The 26,138-nt window shown below is 62.9% G+C and carries 27 protein-coding genes and 1 tRNA gene; 9 read left to right on the top strand and 19 right to left on the bottom strand.

Annotation, left to right across the window (positions count from 1 at the left end):
• Nucleotides 1-9 precede the first annotated feature (9 nt).
• From prsR to K3165_RS11345, 4 genes are all read right to left on the bottom strand, one after another.
• Nucleotides 10-1,377 carry a PEP-CTERM-box response regulator transcription factor gene (prsR, locus tag K3165_RS11360; protein WP_221548971.1) on the bottom strand — a complete coding sequence of 456 codons (1,368 nt, stop codon included), beginning with the start codon at nt 1,375-1,377 and terminating at the stop codon, nt 10-12.
• Nucleotides 1,377-3,485, bottom strand: a complete 2,109-nt coding sequence (prsK, locus tag K3165_RS11355) for an XrtA/PEP-CTERM system histidine kinase PrsK (RefSeq protein WP_221548970.1) — start codon at nt 3,483-3,485, stop codon at nt 1,377-1,379. The genes prsR and prsK overlap by 1 nt, the downstream gene beginning before the upstream one ends.
• Nucleotides 3,486-3,698: 213 nt before the next feature.
• On the bottom strand, nt 3,699-3,992 hold the full coding sequence (locus tag K3165_RS11350) for a hypothetical protein (RefSeq protein ID WP_221548969.1): 294 nt from the start codon (nt 3,990-3,992) through the stop codon (nt 3,699-3,701).
• A 90-nt stretch (nt 3,993-4,082) separates the two neighbouring features.
• Nucleotides 4,083-5,465, bottom strand: a complete 1,383-nt coding sequence (locus K3165_RS11345; protein ID WP_221548968.1) for a helix-turn-helix domain-containing protein — start codon at nt 5,463-5,465, stop codon at nt 4,083-4,085.
• A gap of 155 nt (nt 5,466-5,620) precedes the next feature.
• On the opposite strand from K3165_RS11345, the gene K3165_RS11340 reads away from it, so the two are divergent.
• Both K3165_RS11340 and K3165_RS11335 read left to right on the top strand, forming a co-directional pair.
• A complete protein-coding gene (locus tag K3165_RS11340; RefSeq protein ID WP_221548967.1) occupies nt 5,621-7,219 on the top strand; it encodes an isocitrate lyase in 1,599 nt (532 codons plus the stop codon).
• A 20-nt stretch (nt 7,220-7,239) separates the two neighbouring features.
• A complete protein-coding gene (locus K3165_RS11335; protein WP_006832439.1) occupies nt 7,240-7,422 on the top strand; it encodes a hypothetical protein in 183 nt (60 codons plus the stop codon).
• A gap of 123 nt (nt 7,423-7,545) precedes the next feature.
• Here K3165_RS11335 and K3165_RS11330 read toward each other — a convergent pair whose 3' ends face one another.
• The 7 genes from K3165_RS11330 to efp all read right to left on the bottom strand — a co-directional run bounded on the left by K3165_RS11330 (nt 7,546) and on the right by efp (nt 13,459).
• A complete protein-coding gene (locus K3165_RS11330) occupies nt 7,546-8,889 on the bottom strand; it encodes an amidohydrolase (protein WP_221549036.1) in 1,344 nt (447 codons plus the stop codon).
• A 124-nt stretch (nt 8,890-9,013) separates the two neighbouring features.
• Nucleotides 9,014-10,813, bottom strand: a complete 1,800-nt coding sequence (locus K3165_RS11325; RefSeq protein WP_221548966.1) for an SLC13 family permease — start codon at nt 10,811-10,813, stop codon at nt 9,014-9,016.
• A 44-nt stretch (nt 10,814-10,857) separates the two neighbouring features.
• Entirely contained in the window at nt 10,858-11,457 is a 600-nt protein-coding gene (locus tag K3165_RS11320; RefSeq protein ID WP_221548965.1) for a hypothetical protein, read from the bottom strand.
• 92 nt (nt 11,458-11,549) lie between these two features.
• Nucleotides 11,550-11,634, bottom strand: a tRNA-Leu gene (locus tag K3165_RS11315).
• 41 nt (nt 11,635-11,675) lie between these two features.
• The gene (locus K3165_RS11310) at nt 11,676-12,497 is read right to left on the bottom strand and encodes an inositol monophosphatase family protein (RefSeq protein ID WP_221548964.1); all 822 of its coding nucleotides are present in this window, start codon (nt 12,495-12,497) and stop codon (nt 11,676-11,678) included.
• A 17-nt stretch (nt 12,498-12,514) separates the two neighbouring features.
• On the bottom strand, nt 12,515-12,868 hold the full coding sequence (locus K3165_RS11305; protein ID WP_221548963.1) for a hypothetical protein: 354 nt from the start codon (nt 12,866-12,868) through the stop codon (nt 12,515-12,517).
• A 27-nt stretch (nt 12,869-12,895) separates the two neighbouring features.
• The gene (efp, locus tag K3165_RS11300) at nt 12,896-13,459 is read right to left on the bottom strand and encodes an elongation factor P (RefSeq protein WP_221548962.1); all 564 of its coding nucleotides are present in this window, start codon (nt 13,457-13,459) and stop codon (nt 12,896-12,898) included.
• Between the two features lie 140 nt (nt 13,460-13,599).
• On the opposite strand from efp, the gene K3165_RS11295 reads away from it, so the two are divergent.
• Entirely contained in the window at nt 13,600-13,962 is a 363-nt protein-coding gene (locus K3165_RS11295) for an elongation factor P (protein ID WP_221548961.1), read from the top strand.
• On the opposite strand, the gene K3165_RS11290 is transcribed toward K3165_RS11295, so the two are convergent.
• Genes K3165_RS11290 through thiE form a run of 3 tightly spaced genes read right to left on the bottom strand, consistent with a single transcriptional unit; the run spans nt 13,959 to nt 16,562 of the window.
• Nucleotides 13,959-14,648: a M23 family metallopeptidase gene (locus K3165_RS11290; RefSeq protein WP_221548960.1), complete on the bottom strand. Its 690-nt coding sequence runs from the start codon at nt 14,646-14,648 to the stop codon at nt 13,959-13,961. The two genes, K3165_RS11295 and K3165_RS11290, sit on opposite strands and share 4 nt — an antisense overlap.
• Nucleotides 14,649-14,665: 17 nt before the next feature.
• Nucleotides 14,666-15,874 (bottom strand): L,D-transpeptidase family protein, encoded by a 1,209-nt coding sequence (locus K3165_RS11285; RefSeq protein WP_221548959.1) that lies wholly within the window; start codon nt 15,872-15,874, stop codon nt 14,666-14,668.
• A 55-nt stretch (nt 15,875-15,929) separates the two neighbouring features.
• The gene (gene thiE / locus K3165_RS11280) at nt 15,930-16,562 is read right to left on the bottom strand and encodes a thiamine phosphate synthase (protein ID WP_221548958.1); all 633 of its coding nucleotides are present in this window, start codon (nt 16,560-16,562) and stop codon (nt 15,930-15,932) included.
• Nucleotides 16,563-16,639: 77 nt separating this feature from the next.
• Here thiE and K3165_RS11275 point away from each other — a divergent pair, with 77 nt between their 5' ends.
• On the top strand, nt 16,640-17,029 hold the full coding sequence (locus K3165_RS11275; protein ID WP_221548957.1) for a hypothetical protein: 390 nt from the start codon (nt 16,640-16,642) through the stop codon (nt 17,027-17,029).
• Nucleotides 17,030-17,047: 18 nt separating this feature from the next.
• Here K3165_RS11275 and K3165_RS11270 read toward each other — a convergent pair whose 3' ends face one another.
• From K3165_RS11270 to tkt, 5 genes are all read right to left on the bottom strand, one after another.
• Nucleotides 17,048-17,935: a fructose bisphosphate aldolase gene (locus tag K3165_RS11270; RefSeq protein WP_221548956.1), complete on the bottom strand. Its 888-nt coding sequence runs from the start codon at nt 17,933-17,935 to the stop codon at nt 17,048-17,050.
• A gap of 115 nt (nt 17,936-18,050) precedes the next feature.
• Complete coding sequence (locus K3165_RS11265) at nt 18,051-18,692, bottom strand: 2OG-Fe(II) oxygenase family protein (protein WP_221548955.1); 642 nt, start codon at nt 18,690-18,692, stop codon at nt 18,051-18,053.
• A 4-nt stretch (nt 18,693-18,696) separates the two neighbouring features.
• On the bottom strand, nt 18,697-19,896 hold the full coding sequence (locus K3165_RS11260) for a phosphoglycerate kinase (RefSeq protein WP_221548954.1): 1,200 nt from the start codon (nt 19,894-19,896) through the stop codon (nt 18,697-18,699).
• An 11-nt stretch (nt 19,897-19,907) separates the two neighbouring features.
• Nucleotides 19,908-20,915 carry a type I glyceraldehyde-3-phosphate dehydrogenase gene (gene gap / locus K3165_RS11255; RefSeq protein ID WP_221428133.1) on the bottom strand — a complete coding sequence of 336 codons (1,008 nt, stop codon included), beginning with the start codon at nt 20,913-20,915 and terminating at the stop codon, nt 19,908-19,910.
• 15 nt (nt 20,916-20,930) lie between these two features.
• Nucleotides 20,931-22,910, bottom strand: coding sequence for a transketolase (tkt, locus tag K3165_RS11250; protein WP_221548953.1), 1,980 nt, complete (start codon nt 22,908-22,910; stop codon nt 20,931-20,933).
• A 180-nt stretch (nt 22,911-23,090) separates the two neighbouring features.
• Between tkt and K3165_RS11245 the strand changes: the two genes are divergently transcribed.
• The 5 genes from K3165_RS11245 to K3165_RS11225 all read left to right on the top strand — a co-directional run bounded on the left by K3165_RS11245 (nt 23,091) and on the right by K3165_RS11225 (nt 26,137).
• On the top strand, nt 23,091-23,285 hold the full coding sequence (locus K3165_RS11245; protein WP_221548952.1) for a hypothetical protein: 195 nt from the start codon (nt 23,091-23,093) through the stop codon (nt 23,283-23,285).
• Nucleotides 23,282-23,608, top strand: coding sequence for a cell division protein ZapA (locus K3165_RS11240; RefSeq protein WP_221548951.1), 327 nt, complete (start codon nt 23,282-23,284; stop codon nt 23,606-23,608). The genes K3165_RS11245 and K3165_RS11240 overlap by 4 nt, the downstream gene beginning before the upstream one ends.
• A 257-nt stretch (nt 23,609-23,865) precedes the next feature.
• Nucleotides 23,866-24,438, top strand: a complete 573-nt coding sequence (locus tag K3165_RS11235) for a 5-formyltetrahydrofolate cyclo-ligase (protein ID WP_221548950.1) — start codon at nt 23,866-23,868, stop codon at nt 24,436-24,438.
• Nucleotides 24,435-24,650 carry a DUF2842 domain-containing protein gene (locus K3165_RS11230; RefSeq protein ID WP_221548949.1) on the top strand — a complete coding sequence of 72 codons (216 nt, stop codon included), beginning with the start codon at nt 24,435-24,437 and terminating at the stop codon, nt 24,648-24,650. The genes K3165_RS11235 and K3165_RS11230 overlap by 4 nt, the downstream gene beginning before the upstream one ends.
• Before the next feature lie 50 nt (nt 24,651-24,700).
• Nucleotides 24,701-26,137: an MFS transporter gene (locus tag K3165_RS11225; protein WP_221548948.1), complete on the top strand. Its 1,437-nt coding sequence runs from the start codon at nt 24,701-24,703 to the stop codon at nt 26,135-26,137.
• Nucleotide 26,138 lies beyond the last annotated feature (1 nt).

Below are 26,138 nucleotides of genomic sequence, written 5' to 3'. Positions count from 1 at the left end.
GCGCGCGTCCTATCCGGGCTGCAAATCGTATTGCTTGAGCAGGTCGTAAAGCGTCGGGCGGCTGATGCCGAGCAGCTTGGCCGTCATCGAGATATTACCCTGGCTGCGCGCCATCGCCTGCCGGATCATCCGCCGGTCGGCTGCTTCGCGCGCCTGCTTGAGGTTCAATGCCATCTCTTCCTCCTCGGTCCCGTCACCGAGATCGAGGTCTTCCGCACCCACCAGCTTGCCGTCGGCCATGATGACCGCGCGCTTCACGCGGTTCTCCAATTCGCGGACATTGCCGGGCCAGTGCCAGGCATCGATTGCCGCCAGCCCGTCGGGCGCGAAGCCTTTTACCTGCGGGTTCATCTCCTTGGCGAAGCGGGCGAGGAAGTGCTTGGCAAGAAGTACGCTGTCGCCGGGGCGCTCGGCGAGCGTGGGGATTTTCACCACGACTTCGGCGAGGCGGTAGAACAGGTCTTCGCGGAACGTCCCCTCGCCGATCATGCCCTCGAGGTCCTGATGTGTCGCGCAGACGATCCGCGTGTCGACCGAGATCGGCTTGCGACCGCCGATGCGTTCGATCACACGTTCCTGCAGGAAGCGCAGCAGTTTCACCTGCAGCGGCAGCGGGATATCGCCGACCTCGTCGAGGAAGAGCGTGCCGCCATCGGCCATCTCGATCTTGCCCTCGGTGGTCTTGACCGCGCCGGTAAATGCGCCCTTCTCGTGCCCGAAGAGCTCGCTTTCGAGGAGATTTTCCGGGATCGCGGCGCAGTTGATCGCGATGAAGGCACCATTGCGGCGGTCGCTTGCCTCGTGAACACCCTTGGCGAGCAGTTCCTTGCCCGTCCCGCTTGCGCCCAGCAGCATGACCGACACATTGGTCGGTGCCACGCGCTCGATGGTGCGGGCGACCTTGGCCATTTCGGGCGCGGCAGTGATCATCGTGCCGAGCACGGTCTGGTCCTCGCCCACCTTCTCCGACAGTCGGCGATTTTCGCCCTCGATCCGGCTGAGCTTGAAGGCACGCTCGACGATCAGGCCGAGTTTCTCGATATCGACCGGCTTCTGGTAGAAATCATAGGCTCCGCGCTCGATGGCCTGCAGTGCACTTTCCCGCGCACCGTGCCCCGATGCGACGACGACTTTGGTGTCAGGCTTGATCTGCATGATCGCATCGAGCACCGCGAAGCCCTCGGTGGTACCGTCCGGATCTGGCGGCAGGCCGAGGTCGAGGGTCACGACGGCGGGCTCCTCGCTGCGCACGGCAGCAAGCGCCTGGTCGCGATTGCCCGCGATGATCACTTCGTAATCATCGTAAGCCCACTTGAGCTGGGCCTGCAGGCCCTCGTCGTCCTCGACGATCAGCAGCTTGGGTTTGGCATCTGCCATCAGGCGGGTTCCTTGTCTTTTGCGGTACCTTGTCCGCCAATGATCGAGCGGGCGGACTTGAGCGGGATCTTGATCAGGAAACGCGTGCCGAGCCCCTCGCGCGATTCCACTTCGAGGCGCCCTCCCATGGCACGGATCATCTCGCGCGCTTCGAACGCGCCGATACCGAAGCCGCCTTCCTTGGAAGAGACGAAGGGCTTGAACAGGCTGTTGCGAACGAAGGCGGGGCTCATGCCGACCCCGCTGTCGAGGACCTGGATATTGCCCGAAAGCCCGTCGCTGAAGGTTTCGACCTGCACTGCCGAACCGTCTTCGCTCGCATCGATGGCGTTCTGGACGATATGCAGGAGAGCCTGCTCAAGTGCTTCGGGCTGGCCGGAAACGATCACCAGTTCGTGGCGCAGCAAGTCCACCTGATGGTTGGTAGACGACCGCTCGACCACCGCCTCGGCAATGCCGCCAAGGTCGAAATCCTGCAGGTTTTCGACCGAGCCCGTTCCATAGCGCCCGAGACGAGCGAGCAGGATATTCAGCTTGTCGGAGCTGTTCTTCAGCGTGACCAGCATGTCCTTGCGGAATTCCGGTTTTTCGGCGTGTTTCTCGGCGTTGCGGAGCAGGAGCGACATCTGGCTTGAGAGGTTCTTGATGTCGTGCATCACGAAAGCCATGCGGCGATTGAATTCGTCGAACCGCGAGGCTTCGGAAAGGGCCTCCTGACCCGCCTGCTCGGCGAGGTAGCTCGCAAGTTGCTGGCCGACGATGCCGAGAAGGTCGAAGTCCTCCCAGTCGAGTTTGCGCTGCTGGAGCGGGCGGGCGAGGATGATGACTCCCACGAGGCGATCGAAGTGGATAAGCGGCACCGCAGCCCAGGCGCGCGTCTCCTCGCGCAGCCATGGCGGTACGAGCGCGTTCTCGCCGTGATAATCGACCCCGTCGCGGACTTCATCGAGGTCGAGGATCAGGCCCTCACGCTCCATGATTGCACACAGCTCGAGCGGGAACGCATCGGCCGGCACCCCCATCTGCGGCCAGCGCCAGTGCGCCGCAAGTTGCAGCGCGCCTTCATCCTCTCCGCACAGGAGGAGGCCGGAGGGGCTGTCGGTGATGTCGGCAAGCGCCTTGATCACGCGCTGCTGGAGGCTGGCATCGTCGAGACCGGCCCGGCCGATGGTGTGGGTGAAACGTATCCACTCGTTGCGGTAGTCGTAGCGATGCTTGAAGAGGTGCTTGATCGCCGTCACGCGCAGCCAGCCGCGCAGCTTGTTCGACGGTAGCCAGATTAGTGCGAGCGCCCCGGCCGCGATCACGAGGCCCACCTGCGTCAGCCGCGCTCCGCTGCCCGTCAGGATATCGAGCCAGCTGGCAAGGCCCAGCATGACGAGCAGGTATCCGCCGATCACCAGCAAGGAGAGGAAGCGGAAGGTAACCGCACGCGAAGGGCTGAATGTCAGGCCTGCCGCGCGCTTGGCGAACCCCAGCGCGAAGGGGATGGCCACCACCGCCGATGCAAGCCCGCGGAATGCGAACATTTCCGTCGGATAGTCGCCAGCGAGATAGGCGATGGTGTGATAATTCAGGGTGAAAGCCCACAGGCCCGCCAGCCCCGCAGCATTCCAGCGCAGGATCCTGCGCGAAGAGGGAGAAGCCCCGACGTAGAGATTGTGCAGGAGCACCAGCGCCCCGATCGAGACCAATACCCGGAACAGGGTCGATGTCTCGAATGTCAGCGCGGCCAGATCGGCAGTAACCGCATAGCGTTGCTGGATGATCAGCAGGACGAATTGCAGGCTTTCGACAAAGCCGAGCGCGATTGCCGCCGGCCGAACGATACGCAGGCTCTCGTCGCGGCCATCATTGGCGAACAACCGGAAGAGGACGTAAATCCACCCGAGATTGGCCGTCAGCTCGGTGAACTGGACGAGGACATGATCGGCCGAGAAGCTGGCTGCTGCAAAGCACCAGTTTGCCGTCAGGACGAGCGCCACGACACCTGCCCAGCGGTCGGTGCGGTCCTTTGCCCCGGCCCTTGCGATCCACAAGGCTGCAAGACCACATACGATCGCGCCCAGCGAATAGGACAGGTAGGAAAGCGAGCTCGCCCAGGCCATCAGGCACGGCCTCCACGCCCGGGCGCGGCAATCGGCAGGAACTGGTAGCAGGCGCGGGTCATTGCGAGCGTCCGGAAGGTTGATCGATACCCTTCCTTAACTACCCGCAAAGGGTGAACTGTCGGTAAATTTTACAGCATTTGGATGCAGAAAGGGCGACCCTTCCCAAGGAAGCGTCGCCCTGCCTGACAGTTTTTGCCGGAGTGGCGCCGATCAGTTCTCGACGGCTTCCTCGACAGCTTCGCCGGCATTCTGGGCGGCATCGCCGACCTGGTTGGCAGCTTCACCAACCTGCTCCGCTGCACCGGCCACGGCATCGTCCTTGGCGATTTCCGCATCGCTCATCTGCGAAAAGACAACGAAGGCGCCGATCGCAAGAACGATAAGGATGATGATCAGCCCCCACGAAGTGCCGCCGCTGCGGCCCTCGTTATCCGTGACAACCGTATGGGTCGTATGGGTATTGCCGGCTGCATCGGTGGTTTCGGTAATGCGTTCTTCAGTCATAAGAAAATTCCAGTTCTGAACCTTTGAATGTGGCGAAAACGCGGCGCCATGCGTTCAGGTTCCGAGCAAAGAAGGTTAACGCAGCAAAATTCACCGCTCGCCGAATTCGAAGGGCGAAGTTCCGCGGCGCATCCTGTCGAAGTGCAATTTCCGACCGCTCGGCGGAAGCGAACGCTGGGAACATCCCTCACGGAAACATGCTGCACAGCCCGGACCGATGCGCTGCGCGTCATTGGGCCGCAAGGAAAGCCCGCGCGCCTGCGCAAGATCGGTGGCGAGCACCGCCTCGATCCCGACCGCGACCACGAAGCGCGCCTCGCCCGGCGCTCCGCTTCCCTCGACACTGCGCATCATGGTGAGCCAACCTCCCTGCCCCTCACCGGCATCGTCGAGGCTTACGTACTGGACCACTAGCTCACCCCCGCGCTCGAACGCGCGATGCGCATCCCAGAGCGGACAGGAGACGTCTTCACTTGCGAAGCGGGCAGTGCTCGCACCCATGAAGCTTTTCGAGAACTGCCCTGCACGATCGAGCCGAACCATGAAGAATGGCAGGCCGCGCTGGCCGACACGCTGCAATGTCGTGAGGCGGTGAGCGAGTTGTTCGAAACTGACCGAGAAACGTCGCTCCAGTACAGGGAGGTCATATCCGGTTGCATCGCAGGCTCTCAGAAAGCGACCGTAGGGCATGAGCAGCGCAGCGGCGAAATAGCCGTCGAGATGCCGCTTGAAGAGCGCGCGGGCGGCCTCGTCCTCGAACTGTGCGCCTTGTGCAATCGACTGGATAGCGTCCGCCTTCTCGAGCTGCGCGATCTGGAGCGCCAGCTGGAAATTGCGCGATGCAGGCCCCAGCATTTCGGAAAGCTGGACCTGCCGCGCATGCAGGTCGAGCCGGCTGAGGCTGTCGGGCAGGACCTCGCGCGGCAGGATCCGGACCGAGAACTGGTGACGCTCGCGCAACCTTTCGGTCAGGGCCAATCCGATATCGCCGCGCGATAGGCGCATCTCGTCGGCCAGTTCCTCGGCAGCATGGTCGAGGTCGGCAAAATGATTGCGCCACTTCTCGATTTCCCGCCGAGAGGCCGCGAGCGCGCTGTCTTCCTGATGCGCCGCTGTACCTGCCTTGTCGTACAGGCGCGCGAAAGCGGCAGCGACTTGCGGCGAGGTAGCGAGGAATTCATCGAGCTCATCGCGGTCCACCGCGAGATCCGCGAAGCGTTCATCGGCAAAACGGCGGACCAGCCCGTCGAGGCCGCCGATGGCTTCGTCCTCGCGAATGCTGCGCGGATCGAAGTCAAACTGCTCGACCAGCGCCATGACCACGCGCGCGCTGACCGGTCGCTGGTTGCGCTCGATCAGGTTGAGATAGCTCGGTGAAATGGACAGGCGCGTAGCCATCGCCGCCTGGGTCAGATTCTCGCGCTTTCGCAGCCGCTTGATCGCGGGGCCTGCGCGGACGGCATCTTCGGCCATTTGTAAATTCCTTTACATCTTTACAGACCGAATACGCCCAAACTAGGTTTTCTGACAAGATATTTTGTAAATTTCCCTGCCCGAATCGCCTGCCAGCGCGCATTGTCACTGCAACAGCCCGCCAATTGCGGGGCGACACGGACAGGAGACTACCCATGACCTACCAGAGCCACATCGCTCAGATGAACGAGACCATCGGCCAGAACGGCGACAGCTGGGCTGCCATCGACGCTGCCAGCGCTGCTCGCATGGCTGTCCAGAACCGCTTCCCGACCGGCCTCGACATCGCGCGCTACACCGCGAAGATCATGCGCGAGGACATGGAAGCCTATGACAAGGACCCGGCGAACTACACGCAGTCGCTCGGTTGCTGGCACGGGTTCATCGCGCAGCAGAAGATGATCTCGATCAAGAAGCATTTCGGCAGCACCAAGCGCCGTTACCTCTACCTCTCGGGCTGGATGGTTGCCGCGCTGCGCAGTGAATTCGGTCCCCTGCCCGACCAGTCGATGCACGAGAAGACCAGCGTTCCGGCGCTGATCGAGGAACTCTACACTTTCCTCAAGCAGGCCGACGCACGCGAGCTCGGCGGCATGTTCCGCGAACTCGACGAAGCCAAGGCCAATGGCGATGCCGTCAACACGCACCGCCTGCTGAAGGAAATCGACGAGCACCAGACGCATGTCGTGCCGATCATCGCCGATATTGACGCCGGTTTCGGTAATGCCGAGGCGACCTACCTGCTCGCCAAGAAGATGATCGAGGCCGGCGCCTGTGCGCTGCAGATCGAGAACCAGGTGTCGGACGAGAAGCAGTGCGGCCACCAGGACGGGAAGGTTACCGTTCCGCACGAGGACTTCCTCCAGAAGATCCGCGCGATCCGCTATGCCTTCCTCGAACTGGGCGTTCCTGACGGCATCATCGTTGCTCGTACGGACAGCCTCGGCGCTGGCCTGACCAAGCAGATCGCCTTCTCGAAGGAGCCGGGTGACCTCGGCGACCAGTACAACGCTTTCCTCGATTGCGACGAAGTCGATCCGGCAGACATCACCAATGGCCAGGTCTTCATCAGCCGCGACGGCAAGCTGCTTGCGCCCAAGCGCCTGCCCAGCAATCTCTACCAGTTCCGCGCCGGAACGGGTGAAGACCGCTGCGTGCTCGACTGCATCACCGCGCTCCAGAACGGTGCCGACCTGCTGTGGATCGAGACCGAGAAGCCGCATGTCGAACAGATCGCCGGCATGGTCGACCGTGTCCGCGAGGTGATCCCCAATGCCAAGCTGGTCTACAACAACTCGCCCAGCTTCAACTGGACGCTCAATTTCCGCCAGCAGATTTTCGACAAGTGGGAAGCCGAAGGCAAGGACGTGTCGGGCTATGATCGCGCCAAACTGATGAGCATCGACTACGACGGCACCGAACTCGCCGCCGAAGCCGACGAGAAGATCCGCACCTTCCAGGCCGATGCCGCGAAGCGTGCCGGCATCTTCCACCACCTCATCACGCTGCCGACCTATCACACGGCTGCGCTGAGCACCGATAATCTCGCCAAGGAGTACTTCGGCGAACAGGCGATGCTCGGTTACGTCAAGAACGTGCAGCGCGAGGAAATCCGTCAGGGTATCGCCTGCGTGAAGCACCAGAACATGGCCGGTTCGGACATCGGCGATGACCACAAAGAATACTTTGCCGGTGAAGCGGCCCTCAAGGCCGGCGGCAAGGACAACACCATGAACCAGTTCGCAGCAGCGTAAGGAGAGGAAGGATGACTACGATGACCGAAGACACTCCGAAGACCGAGCCCGGGCGCGCACGCGCGCTGTTCTCGACTGCCGATTTCCGCCTCTTGCGCACGGCCCTGACAAGCTACGCGCGCCAGACGGAAGACCGCGAGGAGCTGGCGAAGATCAACGCCCTGCACCACCGCCTCGGCACTTACGTCCCTTCGGACGGCTAACCGGGCTCAAGCAGCGAAGCGTTAGCCCGACAAGAAACACCACCCTTCTTTAAAGTTCTCCTGGGGAGGAGAAACGGCTGCCGGAGTGCCCCAACACTCCGGCAGCCGTCAATTTATCCGGCCTCAGCCGCCGTTGGCAGGCATCAGGTCGAGCGCGGCGCTCGCCATGGCTTCGGCACCGGTTTTCACCACCGCTTCGGCATCAGGCGCCCAGAAGGGCGAGTGAAGCGAAGGCAAAGGCTTGCCCTCTTCCTCAAGCGCGGTGAGCATCTCTGCAGGCGTACCGCTGATCCAGAAGATCATCGATTTCACGCCTTCGGGATCGGCGCGGCGGAACTGGCTGAAGTCCTCGCCGCCCATCACCGCAGGCCACTGCATCACGCGATCCTCGCCGAAACGGGCGCGGAAGGCTGCGGCGCGTTCTTCGCTGAAACCGGGATCGTTGAAGGTCGAGGGCGTATAGGGATCCTCGACCGTGATGACCGGCATGAGTTCTGCCGGAAGACCGGCTGTGATCGCTTCGCCCTGCGCGACGCGGCGGATGCCGTCGAGCAGGAGCTTGCGGCTTTCGTCCGAATAACTGCGCACCGTCAGCTGGAGCTTGGCTTCATCCGAAATGATGTTGTGCTTGGCGCCGGCATGGAAGCTGCCGACCGTAATCACCGCCGGGTCGAGCGGCGAGGAGTTGCGGCTCACCACGGTCTGCAGCTTCATCACGATCGCGCTTGCAAGCACGATCGGATCGACCGTCGTATGCGGATAGGCGCCGTGCCCGCCGATCCCTTTGACCGTGATATCGACGCTGTCGACATTCGCCAGTGCGTAACCGGGCGTGTAGCCGATCGTACCAGCAGGGGCCGGTGCGGCAGCGTCATGAAAGGCGATCGTGTAATCCGGCTTGGGGAAGCGCTCGTAGAGACCGTCTTCCAGCATGGCGAGCGCGCCCAGTCCGAGTTCCTCGGCAGGCTGCAGGATCATCACCAGCGTCCCCTGCCACTCGTCCTTGCGCTCTGCGAGGAGCTGTGCGGCCCCGATGAAGCCGGCCATGTGCGTATCGTGACCGCAGGCATGCATCACGCCGGTCGTCACGCCGCTGGCAGGCGTGGCGGTCCGCTTGCTCGCATAGGGCAGGCCGGTTTGTTCGATGACAGGCAGGCCGTCCATGTCCGCACGCAGCATGACGACAGGGCCGTCACCGTTGCGCATGACCGATACGACGCCGGTCTGGCCGACGCCTTCGGTTACCTCGAACCCGAGCGCCCTCATCCGTGCGGCGAGCTTGGCTGCGGTTTCGTGCTCCTCGAAGCTCAACTCGGGATTGGCGTGGAGGTCTCGGTACAGCTCCATCAGGCCGGGCATGTCTTCTTCGAGACTGGCGCGCAGGTCGTTCGCCTGTGCAGGGCTGGCGAAAGCGATCGCTGCAGCAGCGCAGGCGGTGGCAAGGTGTGTAGGACGCAAATAGGACATCGTCTGGGCTTCCCCCTCAGGATGGAACACATGGAACACGGTCCAGTGGAAGAAATCCCCTGCCCCGCAGATCCCGGTCATTTCGCGCGGAGACTGGCACGGTCCCCGCGAATAGGAAAGCGCCCTATAGGCTGTAAGTGATCGCGAGGCCGGCCGACAGCACCGTCACCATAATCAGCACTAGCGGCACGCCGGTCTTCACATAGTCGCCGAAATCGTAGCTGCCTTCGGACATGATCAGCATGTTCGTCTGATAGGCAATCGGAGTCGCATAGGAGAGGTTGCAGCCGAACAGAACCGCCAGCACCAGCGGCTCCGGCGGCAGGCCGAGCTGCGCTGCGACCGCGAAAGCGATCGGGGTGCCTACCGTTGCCGCAGTCGCATTGGAGGCGAAATTGGTGAGCAGCGTCACGAACAGCATGATCGCTGCGAGGACCGCTGCGGGGGAAAGGTAGATGAGGCCCACTGCCAGCAATTCCCCGAGCCACGCCGCTGCCCCGCTTTCGAGGATGATGCGCCCGATGGCGATACTGGCGGCCACGAGGACGATGACCTGCGCCGACAGCGCGCGCCCGACACGGTCGAACTTCACGCAGCCGGTCAGGAACATGAGGATCGCGCCTGCGAGCGAAGCGATGGCGATCGGCAGCAGTCCGACTGACGCGAGAGCCACGGTACCGCCCATGATACCGGCCGCAAGCCACGCCTTGGAGCGGCGCGGAAGCTCGCGGCGCCCTTCGAGCATCAACAGGCTGTCTCCGTTCGCGAAACTTTCGAGATCGTGCTGCAGTCCCATGACCAGCAGCACATCGCCTTCCCGCATCCGGATATCGCCGACGTCGCTATACTGGTCCTTCTGGCCGATCAGCGTTTCGGGGCGATGGATGCCGACCACGGCCACACCGTACAGGTCCGCAATGCCCGAGGTGGGCAGCGTACGGCTGATCAGGCGGCTGTCGGCGGTGACCGTCATCTCGACGACCTGGATATCCTCACCGGTCTCGTTATGCGCGCGGTTGATGCGTTCGAGCACCCAGCTCGGCGCAGCCTCGCCGCGCATGACCTGGATCACTTCCTCGATCGCTTCATGCGTGCCCGAGACCTTGATGCGCTGGCCCGGACGGAAAAGCCCCGGCTTCACGTCATGGAATTCGATACCGGCAGGCAGGCGCGAGGCGATTTGCGAGAGCTCGCGCCCGTTGAGCAGGCTGTTTTCCGTGACCCTCAGGCGGGTGAAGAACTTGCGTGCCTCGTGCACCTGCTCGACGCGGTTGTCGTCGAGCATCTTGGGCATGACCAGCCAGATATAGGGCAAGGCCACCAGCGCAGCTGCCAGCACGATGGGGGTGAAATGGAACACGCCCATCATCGGCATGCCGAGATCGACCGCGATCGATACGACAAGGATGTTGGTTGAAGTACCGATTGTGGTCGCAAGGCCGCCGATCAGCGACGCGGCGTTGAGCGGCATCAGGGTCTTGGAGGCAGGCATCGCCCCGCGCGCCGCCAGTGTCACGAAGATCGGGATCAGCAGGACCAGCACCGGCGTGTTGTTGACGAACATCGACAGCACGAAGGCCAGCACGAGTGAAAACAGCAGGCCGATCTGCAGGTTGAACTTGAAGATGCGCTCGAGGAACCTCGCCGCAGGTTCCAGCGCGCCCGTAACCACCAGCCCCCTGCCGAGGATCATCAGCGCGCAGATGGTGATCAGCGCGTAATGTCCGAAGCCGGAGAATGCGAGCGCGATCCCGTCAGTAGGCTGGGCGCCATCCAGCGGGAAGAAATACAGGCCCACCGCGATGACCGCGATGGTCAGGAGCGAAATGATTTCGATGGACATGCGTCCGCGCGCAAAGGCGACGAACATTGCGACTGTGACGGCCATTGCCGCCATCGCGTGATAGGATGGGATCCCGATCATCCGGAGCGGTAAGTCTCACCACTCGGGCGGAATATCAAGGGGTTTCAGCCTTCCCGGGCGCTTTGTGCAGGCTGCAGGAACAGCACGAGTGCCAGCAGGGCCGTCACCGCCGTTCCCGCCGCGCCTGCGGGGAAAGTCCAGCTTTCGGAATCGATCATGGCGAAGAACGACAGGCCGATGGCGGCAAGGCCCGCAGCAATGGAGAAACCACCTGCGCCCCTCGAAGCGAGCCCCCCGGCACGGACCGCCTGATACCCAAGGACGATTGCCGCGACCCCGAGCAGGAGCTTGGCGAGGAAATAGAAGAAGAAGGCACCGGCGAGGATCGCGAGGAAGAGTTGCGGGACCGCTTCCTGAGCATCCATGGCGGGCGCGAACATCGACAGGCCCATTCCGACCTGGATCACATTGAGAATTCCGGCGAGCGCAATGGTCGACCAGACAGCGGCCTGCACGGGGCGCCGCGCAGCCAGTGCGAGGGCGAAGATCACGGATGCTGAGAAAGCGAAGAGCTCGGTGAACCACGTCGCCGGGCGGAGCATCTCGTTGGGCGATCCGGACACCACCGTGATGTAGAAGATCTGGCTCGCCACCGTCACGAGGAGTACGGCGGCAAGCCCCTTGATGAGGCCGCGATCGGTCATTGTCAGTCCCTTGTCTGGTAGGCGCAGAATGCACCCTTGCGACCCAATTCGAAAGGGCGCGCGAAAAGTTACACAGAGACTGAAAAAAGTGGTGGTACCCCCGGCCGGACTCGAACCGGCACTTCGTAAGAAACTCGATTTTGAGTCGAGCGCGTCTACCAATTCCGCCACGGAGGCACGTGCTGGAGCGCGGGAGTTAGCCGCGCCCCACGTTCGCTTCAAGCCTTGAGGGCGTTGGCGAGCATTTTGTGCAGTTTCGAATGCAGCTGGTCGTTTGCGGCGAGCACCTGCTTGGAATGGATCTGCTGCGAACGGCCACGGAAATCGGACACGAAGCCGCCAGCCTCGCGTACGATCAGGCAGCCTGCAGCGGTATCCCAGTCGTTGAGGCCGCTTTCCCAGAAACCGTCGTAACGACCGGCCGCAAGCCATGCGAGATCGAGCGAGGCAGCACCGAAGCGGCGGATGCCCGCGACATTGGGACCGATCGCATTGAAGATCTTCGACCACTCGGCGAAATCGCCATGGCCCGCGAAGGGTATGCCGGTCGCGATCAGCGCTTCGGACGGATTGCGGCGCGAGGAGACGCGCAGGCGGCCGTCGTGCAGCCATGCACCGCGGCTCTTCTCGGCCCAGAACGTTTCGTCGGTGACCGGGTTGTAAACGACCGCGGCAGTCACATCCCCCCAGTCGTCGCTGCCCAGCTTGCGCTCCTGCACGGCGATGCTGATCGCGAAATGCGGGATGCCGTGGAGGAAGTTGCTGGTGCCGTCGAGCGGATCGACGATCCAGCGCGGCATGCCGTCCGCGCCTTCGATCGTGCCGGCTTCTTCCATCTCGAAGCCCCAGTCGGGGCGTGCGGCGAGAAGCTCGTCATAGATCGTGCGTTCGGCACGGAGGTCTGCCTTGGATACGAAATCGGCAGGGCCCTTGCGGCTCGCCTGCAGGTGTTCGATTTCGCCGAAGTCGCGGCGCAGGCGTCCACCCGCCTTGCGGGCGGCCTTTTCCATTACGCGGATCAGTCCGGAAATTGCGGCCATTATAGTCTCTTACTCGGTTACTCGGTGAGGACGCGGATCGAACGCGCCTGGAGGTGGATGTCGCCCCACTCGCAGGCCATGTCGAACTTGGTGCCCTCGATGTTGAATGTCTCGATCGCGAAGCGGCGCTGCATCTTTTCGCCTGCAGCATCGCGGCGGTCGAGCTGGAGCTTGCTGATCCCGGCGAACTTCAGGAGACCGGGATGCCAGCAGCAGTCCTCGCCTTCCAAAGGTTGCTCGTAATCCTCGTGCTCGGGCTCGAGGCAGAAATCCATCTCCAGCGTCAGCTCATCATCATTGATGATGACGGCACGCAGGGTGCTCTTGGCGATATCGATGTTATCGAAGCGGCTGGCGATGGATTTGCCCATGGATGCGACCCTTTTGCTTGACGATGCTTAGCTGGCTTTGCCGACGTAGGTCTGTTCGTACACGTCGACCACGATACGCGTGCCGCTTTCGATGTGCGGCGGAACCATGATGCGAACGCCATTGTCGAGCACGGCGGGCTTGTAGCTGGACGAAGCGGTCTGGCCCTTCACCACGGCGTCGGCTTCGACGATTTCGGCTTCGATGTGCTGCGGAAGTTCGACCGAAATCGGCTTTTCTTCCCACAGTTCGAGCTTCACCTGCATGCCGTCCTGAAGAAACGGGCGTGCATCGCCGAGCAGGTCGCTCGGCAGGTTGATCTGCTCGTAGGTGTTCTGGTCCATGAAGACGAGCATGTCGCCATCTTCATACAGGAACTGGTAGTCCTGCGTATCGAGGCGCACCTTCTCGACCGTGTCGGCGCTGCGGAAGCGGACGTTGGTCTTGCGGCCGTCCTGCAGGTTCTTCATCTCGACCTGCATGTAGGCACCGCCCTTGCCGGGCTGGGTGTGCTGGATCTTGGCGACTTTCCAGATACCGCCTTCGTATTCGATGATGTTGCCCGGACGGATGTCCACGCCGCTGATCTTCATGGGAATATGCCTCGATGTGAAAGAGCGCCACTGCTTGCCAGTGGCCGTGTGGAGCGCGCCTTACAGGCTGGCGGTGCCGACGGCAAGGCGGTGGAAATTTTCACCCCTCGCCCCTATATCAGGTGATTGGAGGGTAAGACATGAAACCGGTTCGTTACGCAATCCTGGCCGCTGCGGTTTTCGCCGCAACGCCGTCGCTCGCGCAGGGCCGCCTCGGCCTGTTGCCGCAGGGCGAATATGTGTGCGCGCTGCCGGGTGTTGCCGATGGCGCTGCATGGAACGAGGTCGAAGGTCACGGCTTCTCGATCACCGGCGCATCCAGCTACACGACCGACAAGGGATCGGGCACCTACCTCCTCGAAGGTCGCCGCGTGACCTTCACCCGCGGCCCGCTCAAGGGGCACAAGATGATGCGCGTCTCCTCCGGACTGCTCCAGGAACTCGGCAAGGACGGCAAGCTTGGCCGCCTGCGCTGCCACAGGGCCGGACCGGTCCGCGACTAGCGCCGGGTCAGCAGCGGATAGGGATTGACCGCATTGGCCGGCTCCCACCATTCCGCATCGGCAGAGGTCTGCAATATCGCGAAGTGAAGATGCGGCGCTTCCTCCGAAGCATTGCCCGAAGACCCGACCGTGCCCAGCCGCTGGCCGCGGCGGATCTTCTGTCCTTCCTTCAGCCCCTGCGCATATTCGTCCAGATGGGCGTAATAGTGGATCGTCTCGCGGTCGTTCGAGCGCACGTAGATCGTCAGCCCGCCAGCATCCGACCGGTACAGTTTTTCAACCGTACCCGGCGCTGCTGCGACGACGCTGGTGCCCTTGGGCGCCATGATGTCGATCGCTTCGTGCAGCCGCTGCCCGCCGGCGCGCGAATCACTGAAGGTATCGGTGAGATCGCTTGCCCTGATGTTCTTCACCGGGATCATTAGCTGGCGCGCCTGCTCATCGCTCGGCGCAGAGACTTCGGACGTGTCCAGCGTGCCCGCGTCGGGAGCGTCGGTCGCGGCGTCTGCGACGCCGGACGCGGTTTCGCTCGGCGACGGGCTCGGCGCAGCTTCCGCAGGACGGGTCGCCTCGCGCTGGCTGTCGGCAGTGGCATTCTCGATTAGCGAACCGCCCGCCACGATCCAGATCGCGCTGGTAATCGTGGCGGTGATGACGATGGTGAGCAGTCTGTCGACGAAGTTCATGTCCCCTCCCTAGCCTCTCAGGACTCGAAAATCACCTGCGTCGACTGGGACACCATTCCCGCAAGGCGGGCAGCATCCCAGTTGGTCAGGCGAACGCAGCCACTCGATTGCGCGCGGCCGATGGTTTCGGGGTCGGGCGTGCCATGGATGCCGTAATGCTCCTTGGACAGGTCGATCCAGATCACCCCGACGGGCGAATTGGGTCCGGGCGGGAGCATGTACTCCTTCCCGTCTTCCTTGCCTCCGGACAGGACTGCGGGATCGTAGCTGTAGGGCGGATTATACGCCTCTCCGACGATGTCCCATTCGCCCAGTGGCAGTGGAAATTCGCTCGACCCGGAGCTGACGGTGAACAGCGCGACAAGCTTCTCGCCCTGATAGGCCTTCAGCGTCTTTCCAGCCTTGCTAACGACGATGCGGTCGACCTCGGGCTGGTCGCTACCGACACCGAGGCTGGCGAGCGTGCGCTGCCAGTCGCGATCGCCGATCTTGCCCTTCTCGATCCGGTCGCCGCCGATATTGGGTACGCGGATCTGCTGGCCGGCAGTGAAATAGCTGGCCGACTTGTCCTTCGGCTGCTCCTTGTCGGTCTGCTCGTCCTCTGCCGAAGCCTCCATCCCCGCCGGACGACCATCGGGATTGAGCTGTTTCAACACGTCTACGGTCGTATGGAAACGCTCGGCCAACCGCTCGTCGAGCGATTTGTAACCCATCCGCTCGAGTTCGGCCTTGGCAGCCGTTTCTTCGGGAATGTCGACATATTCCGCATTCGACCAGCTTGCCGGGATAGTGACCACACGCGTCGCGGGGATCGAATCCCAGTCGGAAAGCGCAGTCTTGGTCGCCTCGTCCAGTTCGCCGGTCACATCGAGACCATTGGCCTCCTGGAAACCGTTCAACGCGTTCTCGGTGCTCATGCCCATCTTGCCGTCGATCACGCCGGGGCCGAAGCCGATGCGATCGAGCACGACCTGTGCCTGCATCACCGGGCGTTCTTCGCTGTCGGGAATATCCTGGTCCTCGCGCGCAACGCTGTCGCCCATTCCCTGAGCATCGTCGTTCGAAGCCATCGTATCGGCGAGATTGTCCTCGTCGTAGGTTTCGTAGCCATAGTCTTCGGCGGGTTCGGCCTGTGCCGTCGTGGTATCGGTGTTTTCCTCGGCATCATTGGTGCCGCAGGCGACAAGCGCGAGCGAAGAAACAGCGACGAAAAGAAGGTTGCGCATTGGGGACCTCTCCTGGATTTCGGGGAGGCGACCCGCCCCGTACAGGAAAGAGAACTCACGCCGAGGCGATTTGCTCCGCAAAGTCTTTTACAACAGCAACTTCGTCACCGCCCCAGACCGCGCCGGACACGGCAAGGAAGTCCGCGCCCGCGTCGATCAGCGGACGGCAATTCTCCGGCGTGATCCCGCCGATTGCGACCGAGGGGATTTCGACCATTTCGTGCCACCATTCGAGCAGGTCGGTTTCGGCCTGGTGCTCGGTTTCCTTGGTGTTGCTCGGAAAGAACGCGCCGAAGGCGACATAGTCGGCGCCTGCTTCGCCGGCTTCTAACGCAAGGTGGCGCGAGGCGTGGCAGGTCACACCGATCTGCGCTTCGCGGCCAAGTTCGTCGCGCGCTTCTTGGACATCTCCATCGCCCTGCCCGAGGTGCACACCGTCCGCTCCCAGTCGCTTCGCAAGCGCTATCGAATCGTTGACGATGAAGGCCACCTCATGGGCAGCGCAAATCGCCTGCAGCGGCTCTGCCAGGGCAGCGGCTTCGTGCTGGTCGAGGCCCTTCACGCGGAACTGGAAAGCGGTCACCACGCCCTTGCCCGCCTCGAGCGCGCGTTCGAGCCTCTCGGGAAAATCGCCCGACACGTCGAGCGGCGAAATCAGGTAGAGCTGGGTGGGAATTTCTTCGGCCATCTTCGCGCCTTATCGCCTCGTCGCGGCTTCGTCACCCGTTCAGCGATACGAAAGCGCGACAAGCGTCTAGCGGGGACATGAAAACGCTCCTCGCACCGCTCGCCCTCCTCTCGCTCAGCGCCTGTGCGATCATCCCCGATACCCCGCGAGTCGGGCAGGAATCCGCCTCGCAGGGGACGCCAGTCGGCCTTGGCAAGGCGGTCTGGGCTGGCGATGTCATCCTGACCCCGCAGGCGGTAAAGGAAGACAGCCGCTGTCCTGCCGACGCTACCTGCGTCTGGGCGGGCAAGCTCACGGTGACGACGCGCATCACCGCAACGCACTGGGCGCAGACTGCCCAGCTCACTCTCGGCGAACCCTACGAAGTCATGGGGCGCACTTTCGTGCTTGCCTCCGCCACGCCCGAAAGGCGCAGCGAAGGGGCGATTCCTTCCGGCGATTATCGCTTCGTCTACGAGCGGCGCTAGGCCGCTCGCAGCAGCAGGTCAGGCGACGCTGGCGGCGTGGATCTGGTCGATCGCGCCCGACAGCGTGCCGTCGAATTCATCGTCGCTCTGCGCCTCGCGCAGGTCCTGCAGCAGGCCGCGGCTGAAGCTGGCGATCATGCCGGGGTTCTTCGCGAGTTCGCTGCAAGCCTCGTCGGTCGAATAGCCGCCCGAAAGTGCGACCACGCGCAGCACCTTGGGGTGCTTGGCCAGGCCTGCATAGAGACCGGCTTCCCTGGGGATCGACAGCTTGAGCATGACCTGCTGGCCTTCTGGCAGCGCGTCGAGACCTTCTTCGATGGCTTCGAGCATGATCTTCTCGCCTTCGGCACGATCTGCCGCGGTGATGTCATACTCGGGCTCGAGCATCGGCATCAGGCCGCAGCTGAGGATGCGCGCACCTTCAGCGAACTGCTGGCGGACGCATTCCTTGATGCCGACCGGATTGGCCGACTTGATCACGCTGCGCATCTTGGTGCCGAACACGCCGAGTTCCTTGGCGCGGGCGCACATGGCTTCGAGGTTCGGATTGGGCTTCATCAGCTGCGCCCCGTTACGCTCGTCCTCGAGACCCTTGTCGACCTTGAGGAACGGCACGATGCCGCGTTCCTTGAGGCGAGCGGGCACGCTCTTGCCGCCGCTTTCGCCTTCCATGGTCTTCTCGAACAGGATCGCGCCGATGACCTTGCCATTGCCGAAGCAGGGAGCTTCGATGATGCGCTGGCGCATTTCGTGGATCATGCCGAACATCTCATCGTCGCCTTCCCACTCATTGTCTTCCACGCCGTAGCCGCGAAGTGCCTTGGGGGTCGAACCGCCCGACTGGTCGAGTGCGGCGATAAAGCCCTGTCCGGTTGCAATCCGCTCGCGCATTTCATCGAAAGTCATGTGAGAATCCCTTGGGTCGTGCATTCGTATGCGCGGCCCATACAAAAGGGCTTTCGCACCTGCAACACCACCAATGTAACTAATCCCGAAGCGATGCGTCCGGGTCGCAGCCCGGTCAGTTGGGCCTTTTCAGTACCGCGACGAGATTGATCGCGATCGAAATGCGGGTGCCCTCGCCCTTGAAGGGTCGCACCGCGTGCTGGAGCCAGCTCGGGAACATCACGATCATGCCGGTCTTGGGCCGCAGCGAAACCTCACTGTGCATCGGCTGGCCGTCAGGTTGCTTGAGCCTGAGATCGGGTGCTCCCATGCGGATCATGGGCATGCGCGGATCCTGCAGCTGGAGTTCCCCGCCAAGGCCCGGATCGGGGTCCCCGTCATAGCCATCGTCGATATAGGCGACCGCCGACCAGAAACTGCCCGGGTGGAAATGATACTGGTTCGCCGCGCCCTTGCCGCTGACATTGGCCCACATTTCGGGGTGCCAGGTGAAGCGGCTGAATTCGGGGCTCCGGTTGTCGATCGTCTGCTCGTCGGCCAGAGTCATGGCCTTGTGAGCCAGCGCCCTTGCAGCCTCGCCGCCCCAGTCGAGCATCTGCGTGTTCGAATGCCAGCCGCCGATATTGGAAATATCGACCCCGGCTGCATCGCGCGCCCTTTCTTCCTCGATCGCATTGCGCAGCATGCGCATGCCCGGCTCGCTTTGCAGCGTGTCGGCGACGAAGGGGGTGGAGAAGAGGTGGCGCGCGGTGGCCATCGGCTCAGGCCGTCAGCGCAGCCACGCCCGGAAGCGCCTTGCCTTCCATCCATTCGAGGAAAGCGCCACCTGCGGTCGACACGAAGGTGAAATCATCCTTCACGCCCGCATGTGCCAGCGCGGCGACGGTATCGCCCCCGCCTGCGACCGAAGTCAGCGATCCGTCCTGCGTGAGCGCAGCGGCCGTCTTGGCGAGCGCCACGGTGGCGGCATCGAAGGGTTCGGTCTCGAAGGCGCCCATGGGGCCGTTCCAGACCAGCGTGCTGCAGGTCTTGAGCACGTCGCCCAAAGCTTCGACCGCTTGCGGACCGACATCGAGGATCATCTCGTCCGAGGCGACCTCGTGGACGTTGCAGACGCGCATGCTCGGCGGGTTCGCGGCGAATTCCTTCGCCACCACGACGTCGTAGGGCAGGTGAACGGTGCAGCCCGCGTGGTCGGCCTGGTCCATGATGCGATTGGCGGTGTCGGTGAGGTCGTGCTCGCACAGCGACTTGCCCACATCGACCCCGCGCGCAGCGAGGAAGGTGTTGGCCATGCCGCCGCCGATGATGAGGTGCTGGACCTTGCCGACGAGGTTTTCGAGCACGTCGAGCTTGGTCGAGACCTTCGCCCCACCGACGACTGCCGCAACCGGCTGCTCCGGTGAACCGAGCGCGGCTTCGAGAGCCTTGAGTTCAGCCTCCATCGCACGTCCAGCATAGGCCGGGAGGTGATGCGCCAGTCCCTCGGTCGAAGCGTGAGCGCGGTGTGCAGCGGAAAACGCATCGTTGACGTAGAAATCGCCGTGGGCGGCCATGCCCTTTGCGAATTCCCGATCGTTCGCTTCTTCACCTGGCCAGAAGCGGACATTGTCGAGCAGGCCGATATCGCCTGCCGAAAGGATGTCGATCGACTGTTCGACCACGGGGCCCATGACCTCGGGGATGAACATGATTTCCTTGCCGAGCACCTCTTCCACATCGCCCTGCACGAAGCTGGTCGACATGGTCGAATAGCGCTGCCCCTTGGGGCGGCCGAAATGGGCAAGCAGCAGGACCTTGGCGCCCTTGTTGGCGAGTTCGAGGATGGTGGGTTTCACCGCCTCCACACGGGTGACGTCGGTTGCCGAACCGTCCTTCATCGGAAGGTTCAAATCGACGCGCACCAGCGCGACCTTGCCAGTCACATCACCAAGGTCGTCCAGGGTCCTGAAACTGCTCATGTTTGCGTCCTTTAAAGGAACTTCGCCATCACGCCGGCGGTGTCGATCATGCGGTTCGAGAAGCCCCACTCGTTATCGTACCAGCTGACGACGCGGCAAAGCTTGCCTTCCATCACGCTGGTTTCGAGGCTGTCGATGGTCGAGCTGGCCGGATAGTGGTTGAAGTCGCTGCTGACGAGCGGCTGGTCGGTGTAGTCGAGCACGCCCTTCATCTTGCCTTCGGCCGCTGCCTTGAGTGCAGCGTTCAATTCCTCGGCGCTGGTGTCGCGGCCGGGGGTGAAGACGAGGTCGACGAGGCTGACGTTCGGGGTCGGCACGCGGACCGAGCTACCGTCGAGCTTGCCGGCGAGTTCGGGCAGGACGAGGCCGACCGCACGGGCAGCGCCGGTGGTGGTCGGGATCATGTTCTGCGCACCGCCACGGGCACGACGCATGTCGCCATGCATCTGATCGAGCATGCGCTGGTCGTTGGTGTAGCTGTGGATCGTGGTCATGAAGCCGCGCTCGATGCCAACCGTGTCATGCAGGACCTTCGCCATCGGCGAGAGGCAGTTGGTGGTGCAGCTGGCGTTCGAGACGATCACGTCGTCGGCGGTCAGCGTTTCGTGATTCACGCCGTAGACGATGGTGGCCGAGACGTTCTTGGCCGGAGCCGAGATCAGCACGCGCTTCGCGCCTGCCTTGAGGTGCGGTTCGGCAGCTTCGTGGCTCTGGAAGAAGCCGGTGCATTCGAGAACGATGTCGATGCCCTGGTCGGCATGCGGCAGGTTGCCCGGATCACGCTCGCTTGTCACGGCGATCGACTTGCCGTTCACGATGATCGCGTTGTCACCGACTTCGACGGTGCCGGGGAAGCGGCCATGCGTGCTGTCGTACTGGAACAGCAGCGCGTTCGACTTCGTGTCGGCGAGATCGTTGATCGAAACGAGGTCGAGATCGTGGTCGTCACGTTCGAGAATCGCACGCGCCACGAGGCGTCCGATGCGTCCGAAACCGTTGATTGCAACCTTGGTAGCCATGCGAAAAGCTCCTGCTTAACCGTTCAATTTGTTCATGATTTGCGGAACGATAGCGTCCGCCGTGAAACCGAATTTCTTGAAGAGATCGCCTGCCGGCGCACTGGCGCCGAAGCTGTCGATCCCGATGTTGAGGCCGTTTTCGCCGGTGTAGCGTTCCCAGCCGAATGTGGTGCCCGCCTCGATGCTGACGCGCAGGCTCGATGCCGGGATCATGTCCTTGCGGTATGCCTCGTCCTGCTCGTCGAAGAGCTGGGTGCAGACCATCGAAACCACGCTGGCGCCGACACCCTGCTTTTCCAGTTCGTCGGCGCAGGCAAGCGCGAGATGCACTTCCGAACCACTCGCAACGAGAGTCACCTTGTGCGCGTTGCCCGCCTTCTTGAGGCGATAGGCGCCCTTCGAGCTCATATCCGTCTCTTCGGGATGGTTGCGCACCTGCGGCAGGTTCTGGCGGCTCAGCGCCAGCACCGCAGGGCGGTCCTTGCTGCGCAGCGCGATGTCCCAGCACTCTGCCGTCTCGACCGCGTCGGCGGGGCGCATCACGAGCAGGTTCGGGATCATGCGCAGGCTCTGCACATGCTCGACCGGCTGGTGTGTCGGGCCATCTTCGCCAAGCCCGATGCTGTCATGCGTCATAACATAGATCGCGCGGACCTGCTGCAGGGCTGACAGGCGGATCGCCGCGCGGCAATAGTCGGTGAAGACGAGGAAGGTGCCGCCGTAAGGGATCACGCCCCCGTGCAGCGCCATGCCGTTCATGGCCGCGGCCATGCCGAATTCGCGGATACCGTAGTAGATGTAGCGGCCAGAGTAGTCGTCTGCCGTGAACGGGCCGATGCCGCCCGCCTTGGTGTTGTTCGAGCCCGTCAGGTCGGCGCTGCCGCCCATCGTGTCCGGCAACATGGCGTTGATCTTGTCGAGAGCCATTTCGCTCGCCTTGCGGGTAGCGACCTTGACCGGCTCCTTCATCAGCGACTGGATGTAATTGTCGAGGCTGAACTTGGCGGGCAGGTCGCCCGACATGCGGCGCTCGAATTCGGCGCGCTGGCTGTCGGCGGAAAGACGGTCATTCCATTCGCTATGCGCCTTTGCACCAGCGTCGGCGGTGCCGCGCCAGTCCGACAGGACCTGCTCGGGAATTTCGAAAGGCTTGTAGTCCCAGCCGAGCACGTCGCGCGCGGCCGAGATTTCCTCGTCACCCAGCGGCGCACCGTGGGTGGCGCTGGTGCCCTGCTTGTTGGGCGCACCCTTGCCGATGACCGTGCGGCAGGCAACTAGCGACGGACGCTCGTCTGCCTGCGCTTCATCGAGTGCGCGACGGATATCGTCGAAATCATGGCCGTCGCAGCTGACGACATGCCAGCCGGTCGCCGCGTAGCGGGCCTTGATGTCTTCGCTGGTCGACAGGTCGGTGCCGCCGTCGATGGTGATCTGGTTGTCGTCCCACAGCACGTTCATGCGGCCGAGCTTCAGGTGACCGGCAAGACCGATCGCCTCGTGGTTGATACCTTCCATCAGGCAGCCGTCACCGGCGATAACCCAGGTCTTGTGGTCGACGATATCGTCACCGAAGTCCGCGTTCAGCTTGCGCTCGGCGATGGCCATGCCGACCGCCATTGCGAGGCCCTGCCCCAGCGGGCCCGTGGTCGATTCCACGCCGTCGAGCAGGAAGTTTTCCGGATGGCCTGCGCACGGGCTGCCGAGCTGGCGGAAGTTGCGGATGTCGTCCATCGTCGGCGCCGCATATCCCGACAGGTGCAGCAGCGAGTAGATCAGCATCGAGCCGTGGCCAGCGGACAGGACGAAACGGTCGCGGTCGGCCCAGTCAGGGGACGCCGGATCGTGCTTGAGGTATTCGCTCCACAACACGGTCGCCACATCGGCCATGCCCATCGGCATGCCGGGATGCCCCGAGTTCGCCGCCTGCACCGCATCCATCGAAAGTGCCCTGATGGCATTGGCCATCTGGACCATGCGAGCAGTGTCGAGACTCATGGGGATTATTCTCCGAAAATGTGTGGCGATTCGACGCGTGGGAACCCTTCGCGGAGGGCGCGCGCGAGGTCAACCCGAGTGGCCGCACGATCCGCGCCTTCATCGTCTTGGCGCAATTTATCAACAGGCGGGCCCAAGCCTTTGCCGTTGCGGGCCAATCTTGGTATTTGCGAAGCCCTGATGAGCGAAACACGTATCCACGGCGCGCTGGAGCGGCTCGAAAAAGCCCTCGCACGCATCGAAACACAAGCCGCGCTTCCGCGATCCGCGCCTGCGGACGACAGCCGACTGGCAGAGGCGCACGAGGCGCTGAAGTTGCGTGTCGCGAGCAATCTGCGCGAACTCGACACCCTGATCGAAAGACTCGAGCAATGAGCGACGTCAAGCTGCAGGTCGGCGGGCGCGTCTATACCGTCTCGACCGCCAACGGGCAGGAAGACAAGGTGCGCGGCCTTGCCCAGATGGTTGACGACAAGATCAGCGGCATGGGCAAGAACGCGACCAGCAACGAAGCGAAGAACCTGCTGTTCGCCGCTATCCTGCTCGCCGACGAACTGACCGACGCGCGCAATGCGGCGCAATCGCACCCGCCCGATCCTGGAATCGACACCGATGCGCTGGCGATTAGGCTGGAGCGCGTCGCAAATGCGCTCGAAGGTGCAGCATCGGCTCTTGAGGGTGAGGCCTCGGCCTCCTAAGTAAACGCTCGGCGGGGCTGCTCGGCACGAGCCGCATGAATATCCCTGAGGCTATAAGCAATCCAAGGGAGCTGTCCCTACCGGGTTGGCGGGTTCGTCCTGGCGATCTGGATATACGGCGCCCACCTGACGTGAAGGCGTCAGAGGATTTTCCGGAAACGACCCATAGTGGTCCCGCCACAATCTTTTCGCGCTACCGCTTCGCTGCTTGAGCGCGGTGGCCGGGCATCGGCATTCAATGCGGGAGCAGGCAAGGCGTGACCAAGGACCAACTCCGTAAAATTCTCCGCAGCATGCGACGCGACCATGTCGCACAGCTGCCCGAAAGCATGCGCGGGCTGGTCTTCCACCGCCCTCCGGCGCCGCTGCTCGACCTCGTGCCCGAAGGCACGACCGTCGGCCTGTATCGTGCCGATCCCTTCGAAGCGCCTGCGGCCTCCTATGCCAAGTTCTTCCTCGAACGCGGCCACGAGGTCGCACTCCCCCGCTTCAAGACGCGCAATTCGCCAATGGAATTCGCCCGGCATCTCGATCCGTTCGACGAGGAAGATCTCGAAGTCGGACCCTTCGGCCTGCTCCAGCCATCACCCGATGCGCCGGTTGTCGAGCCGCAGGTCCTGCTTGTCCCGCTGGTGGGCTTTACTGCGGAAGGCGACCGGCTCGGACAGGGGGGTGGCCACTACGATCGCTGGCTCGAGAACCGCGAGGATGTTACGGCTATCGGGCTTGCGTGGGATTGCCAGCTGGCGGAAGAGCTGCCGGTCGAGCCGCATGACCGCCGTCTCGACGCCGTCGTGACCCCAACCCGCATCTACGGACCGTTCGCATGAGAGAAGAACCAACCTGGCGCATTCCGGTCGGCCTGCTGGGCCTCCTGATCGGCCTTCTGGTCTACGGCATAGTGATTGCGCGGTACCTGCCGGGTCTTATCGGTGACTGGCCTGCACTTGCACAGACCGTGATCTACCTGTTCCTCGGCCTTATATGGCTCCTGCCGCTGGGCCGGTTCCTCAAGTGGATGGAAACCGGCAACTGGCGCTGATTGCCAAGCGGCGAAGTCATCCCTAGCCTCCTTTCCCCAAGGGAGAGAATATGGCGACCACTGCGGGGGTATCCGACAAACCGTCGGTCGGTCTGAAGCTAGCGCACGGTTTCGGTGCGGCGGCTTTCGGCATCAAGAACAACGGCTTCGACTACTTCCTGTTGCTCTTCTACGGCACTGTAATCGGTCTGGAGCCGGGCCTCGTGGGTCTTGCGATCTTCATCGCACTGACCTTCGATGCGATCTCCGATCCGCTGGTCGGCTACTGGTCGGACAATTTCCATAGCCGCTGGGGCCGCCGCCATCCCTTCATGTACGCAGCCGCCATGCCCGTGGCGCTGAGCTATTTCCTGCTGTGGAATCCGCCCGACTGGGGCCAGACCGGGCTATTTCTCTACCTGACCGGGCTGGCTGTGCTGATCCGCACTTTCATCACCTTTTACGAGACGCCGAGCTCCGCCCTCATCCCTGAACTGACCTCGGATTACGAAGAGCGTACCAGCCTCCAGTCCTACCGCCTGTTCTTCGGCTGGACCGGTGGCAGCATGATGAGCATCATCATGTTCGGCGCGCTGATGACCGGACCGATGGGCATGCTCGACAGGGGCGCCTACGCGACCTACGGGATCATCGGCTCGATACTGATACTGACCGCCATTCTTATTTCAGCCATCGGCACCCATCATCGTATTCCGCACCTCCACCGCCCGGTCGCGACCGGAGAGCGCTTCGGAGTGCGGCGCATCTTCCGGGAGATGGTCGAGACACTGAGCGAGAAGAGTTTCATCGCCCTGTTCTTTGCCACGGTCCTGTTCGCGATTGCATCGGGCCTGGCAGCGGCCCTTTCCTTCCTGATGCTTCGATACTTCTGGGGTTTCGAGGAATTCCAGATCTTCATCTGGACCTGCACCGTCTTGCTGTCCGCGCTCTTCGGCTTCCTGATCGCCCCGTGGAGCGTGAGGAGGTTCGGCAAGAAGGAATCGGTGATCGGCCTGGGCCTGCTCGCCTTCACCATCCAGCCCGCACCGGTCCTGCTGCGGCTAGCCGGGTTGATGCCCGAAAACGGCGATCCGATCCTGTTTCCGTTGGTGATGAGCATCAATGTCATCGACCTTGCTCTCATCATCGCAACGCAGGCTGTCGCCTATTCGATGATCGCCGATCTCGTTGAATCCAACCAGGTCCGCACCGGACGCCGCAACGAAGGCGTCTATTACGCAGCCTCCACCTTCACCCGGAAGGTCACGCAGGGCATCGGCGTGGCGGCTGCGGGCACGATCCTTTCGATCATCGCCTTTCCCGAAGGGGCAGCTCCCGAAACCGTTTCGAGCGATACGCTGTGGATGCTGGGCGCCTATTACGCCCCCACTCTGCTGCTGCTTTATCTGGGCGCCCTCTATTGCGTTTCACGCTACCGGATCGACAAGGCGGGACACGAGGAAAACCTGCGCAAGCTGGCCGAAGCGAAAGCCGGACCGCAGGCATGAA

The organism is Qipengyuania xiamenensis (assembly GCF_019711495.1).
Taxonomy (GTDB): domain Bacteria; phylum Pseudomonadota; class Alphaproteobacteria; order Sphingomonadales; family Sphingomonadaceae; genus Qipengyuania; species Qipengyuania xiamenensis.
Note: the sequence above shows the minus strand (reverse complement) of the source record. Positions and strands in the feature narration are given on the sequence as shown.

Excerpts from the sequence above, each read along its gene's own strand:
- prsR (WP_221548971.1), bottom strand. The coding sequence starts at position 1,377 with ATGGCAGATGCCAAACCCAAGCTGCTGATCGTCGAGGACGACGAGGGC.
- prsK (WP_221548970.1), bottom strand. The coding sequence starts at position 3,485 with ATGGCCTGGGCGAGCTCGCTTTCCTACCTGTCCTATTCGCTGGGCGCG.
- K3165_RS11350 (WP_221548969.1), bottom strand. The coding sequence starts at position 3,992 with ATGACTGAAGAACGCATTACCGAAACCACCGATGCAGCCGGCAATACC.
- K3165_RS11345 (WP_221548968.1), bottom strand. The coding sequence starts at position 5,465 with ATGGCCGAAGATGCCGTCCGCGCAGGCCCCGCGATCAAGCGGCTGCGA.
- K3165_RS11340 (WP_221548967.1), top strand. The coding sequence starts at position 5,621 with ATGACCTACCAGAGCCACATCGCTCAGATGAACGAGACCATCGGCCAG.
- K3165_RS11335 (WP_006832439.1), top strand. The coding sequence starts at position 7,240 with ATGACCGAAGACACTCCGAAGACCGAGCCCGGGCGCGCACGCGCGCTG.
- K3165_RS11330 (WP_221549036.1), bottom strand. The coding sequence starts at position 8,889 with ATGTCCTATTTGCGTCCTACACACCTTGCCACCGCCTGCGCTGCTGCA.
- K3165_RS11325 (WP_221548966.1), bottom strand. The coding sequence starts at position 10,813 with ATGATCGGGATCCCATCCTATCACGCGATGGCGGCAATGGCCGTCACA.
- K3165_RS11320 (WP_221548965.1), bottom strand. The coding sequence starts at position 11,457 with ATGACCGATCGCGGCCTCATCAAGGGGCTTGCCGCCGTACTCCTCGTG.
- K3165_RS11310 (WP_221548964.1), bottom strand. The coding sequence starts at position 12,497 with ATGGCCGCAATTTCCGGACTGATCCGCGTAATGGAAAAGGCCGCCCGC.
- K3165_RS11305 (WP_221548963.1), bottom strand. The coding sequence starts at position 12,868 with ATGGGCAAATCCATCGCCAGCCGCTTCGATAACATCGATATCGCCAAG.
- efp (WP_221548962.1), bottom strand. The coding sequence starts at position 13,459 with ATGAAGATCAGCGGCGTGGACATCCGTCCGGGCAACATCATCGAATAC.
- K3165_RS11295 (WP_221548961.1), top strand. The coding sequence starts at position 13,600 with ATGAAACCGGTTCGTTACGCAATCCTGGCCGCTGCGGTTTTCGCCGCA.
- K3165_RS11290 (WP_221548960.1), bottom strand. The coding sequence starts at position 14,648 with ATGAACTTCGTCGACAGACTGCTCACCATCGTCATCACCGCCACGATT.
- K3165_RS11285 (WP_221548959.1), bottom strand. The coding sequence starts at position 15,874 with ATGCGCAACCTTCTTTTCGTCGCTGTTTCTTCGCTCGCGCTTGTCGCC.
- thiE (WP_221548958.1), bottom strand. The coding sequence starts at position 16,562 with ATGGCCGAAGAAATTCCCACCCAGCTCTACCTGATTTCGCCGCTCGAC.
- K3165_RS11275 (WP_221548957.1), top strand. The coding sequence starts at position 16,640 with ATGAAAACGCTCCTCGCACCGCTCGCCCTCCTCTCGCTCAGCGCCTGT.
- K3165_RS11270 (WP_221548956.1), bottom strand. The coding sequence starts at position 17,935 with ATGACTTTCGATGAAATGCGCGAGCGGATTGCAACCGGACAGGGCTTT.
- K3165_RS11265 (WP_221548955.1), bottom strand. The coding sequence starts at position 18,692 with ATGGCCACCGCGCGCCACCTCTTCTCCACCCCCTTCGTCGCCGACACG.
- K3165_RS11260 (WP_221548954.1), bottom strand. The coding sequence starts at position 19,896 with ATGAGCAGTTTCAGGACCCTGGACGACCTTGGTGATGTGACTGGCAAG.
- gap (WP_221428133.1), bottom strand. The coding sequence starts at position 20,915 with ATGGCTACCAAGGTTGCAATCAACGGTTTCGGACGCATCGGACGCCTC.
- tkt (WP_221548953.1), bottom strand. The coding sequence starts at position 22,910 with ATGAGTCTCGACACTGCTCGCATGGTCCAGATGGCCAATGCCATCAGG.
- K3165_RS11245 (WP_221548952.1), top strand. The coding sequence starts at position 23,091 with ATGAGCGAAACACGTATCCACGGCGCGCTGGAGCGGCTCGAAAAAGCC.
- K3165_RS11240 (WP_221548951.1), top strand. The coding sequence starts at position 23,282 with ATGAGCGACGTCAAGCTGCAGGTCGGCGGGCGCGTCTATACCGTCTCG.
- K3165_RS11230 (WP_221548949.1), top strand. The coding sequence starts at position 24,435 with ATGAGAGAAGAACCAACCTGGCGCATTCCGGTCGGCCTGCTGGGCCTC.
- K3165_RS11225 (WP_221548948.1), top strand. The coding sequence starts at position 24,701 with ATGGCGACCACTGCGGGGGTATCCGACAAACCGTCGGTCGGTCTGAAG.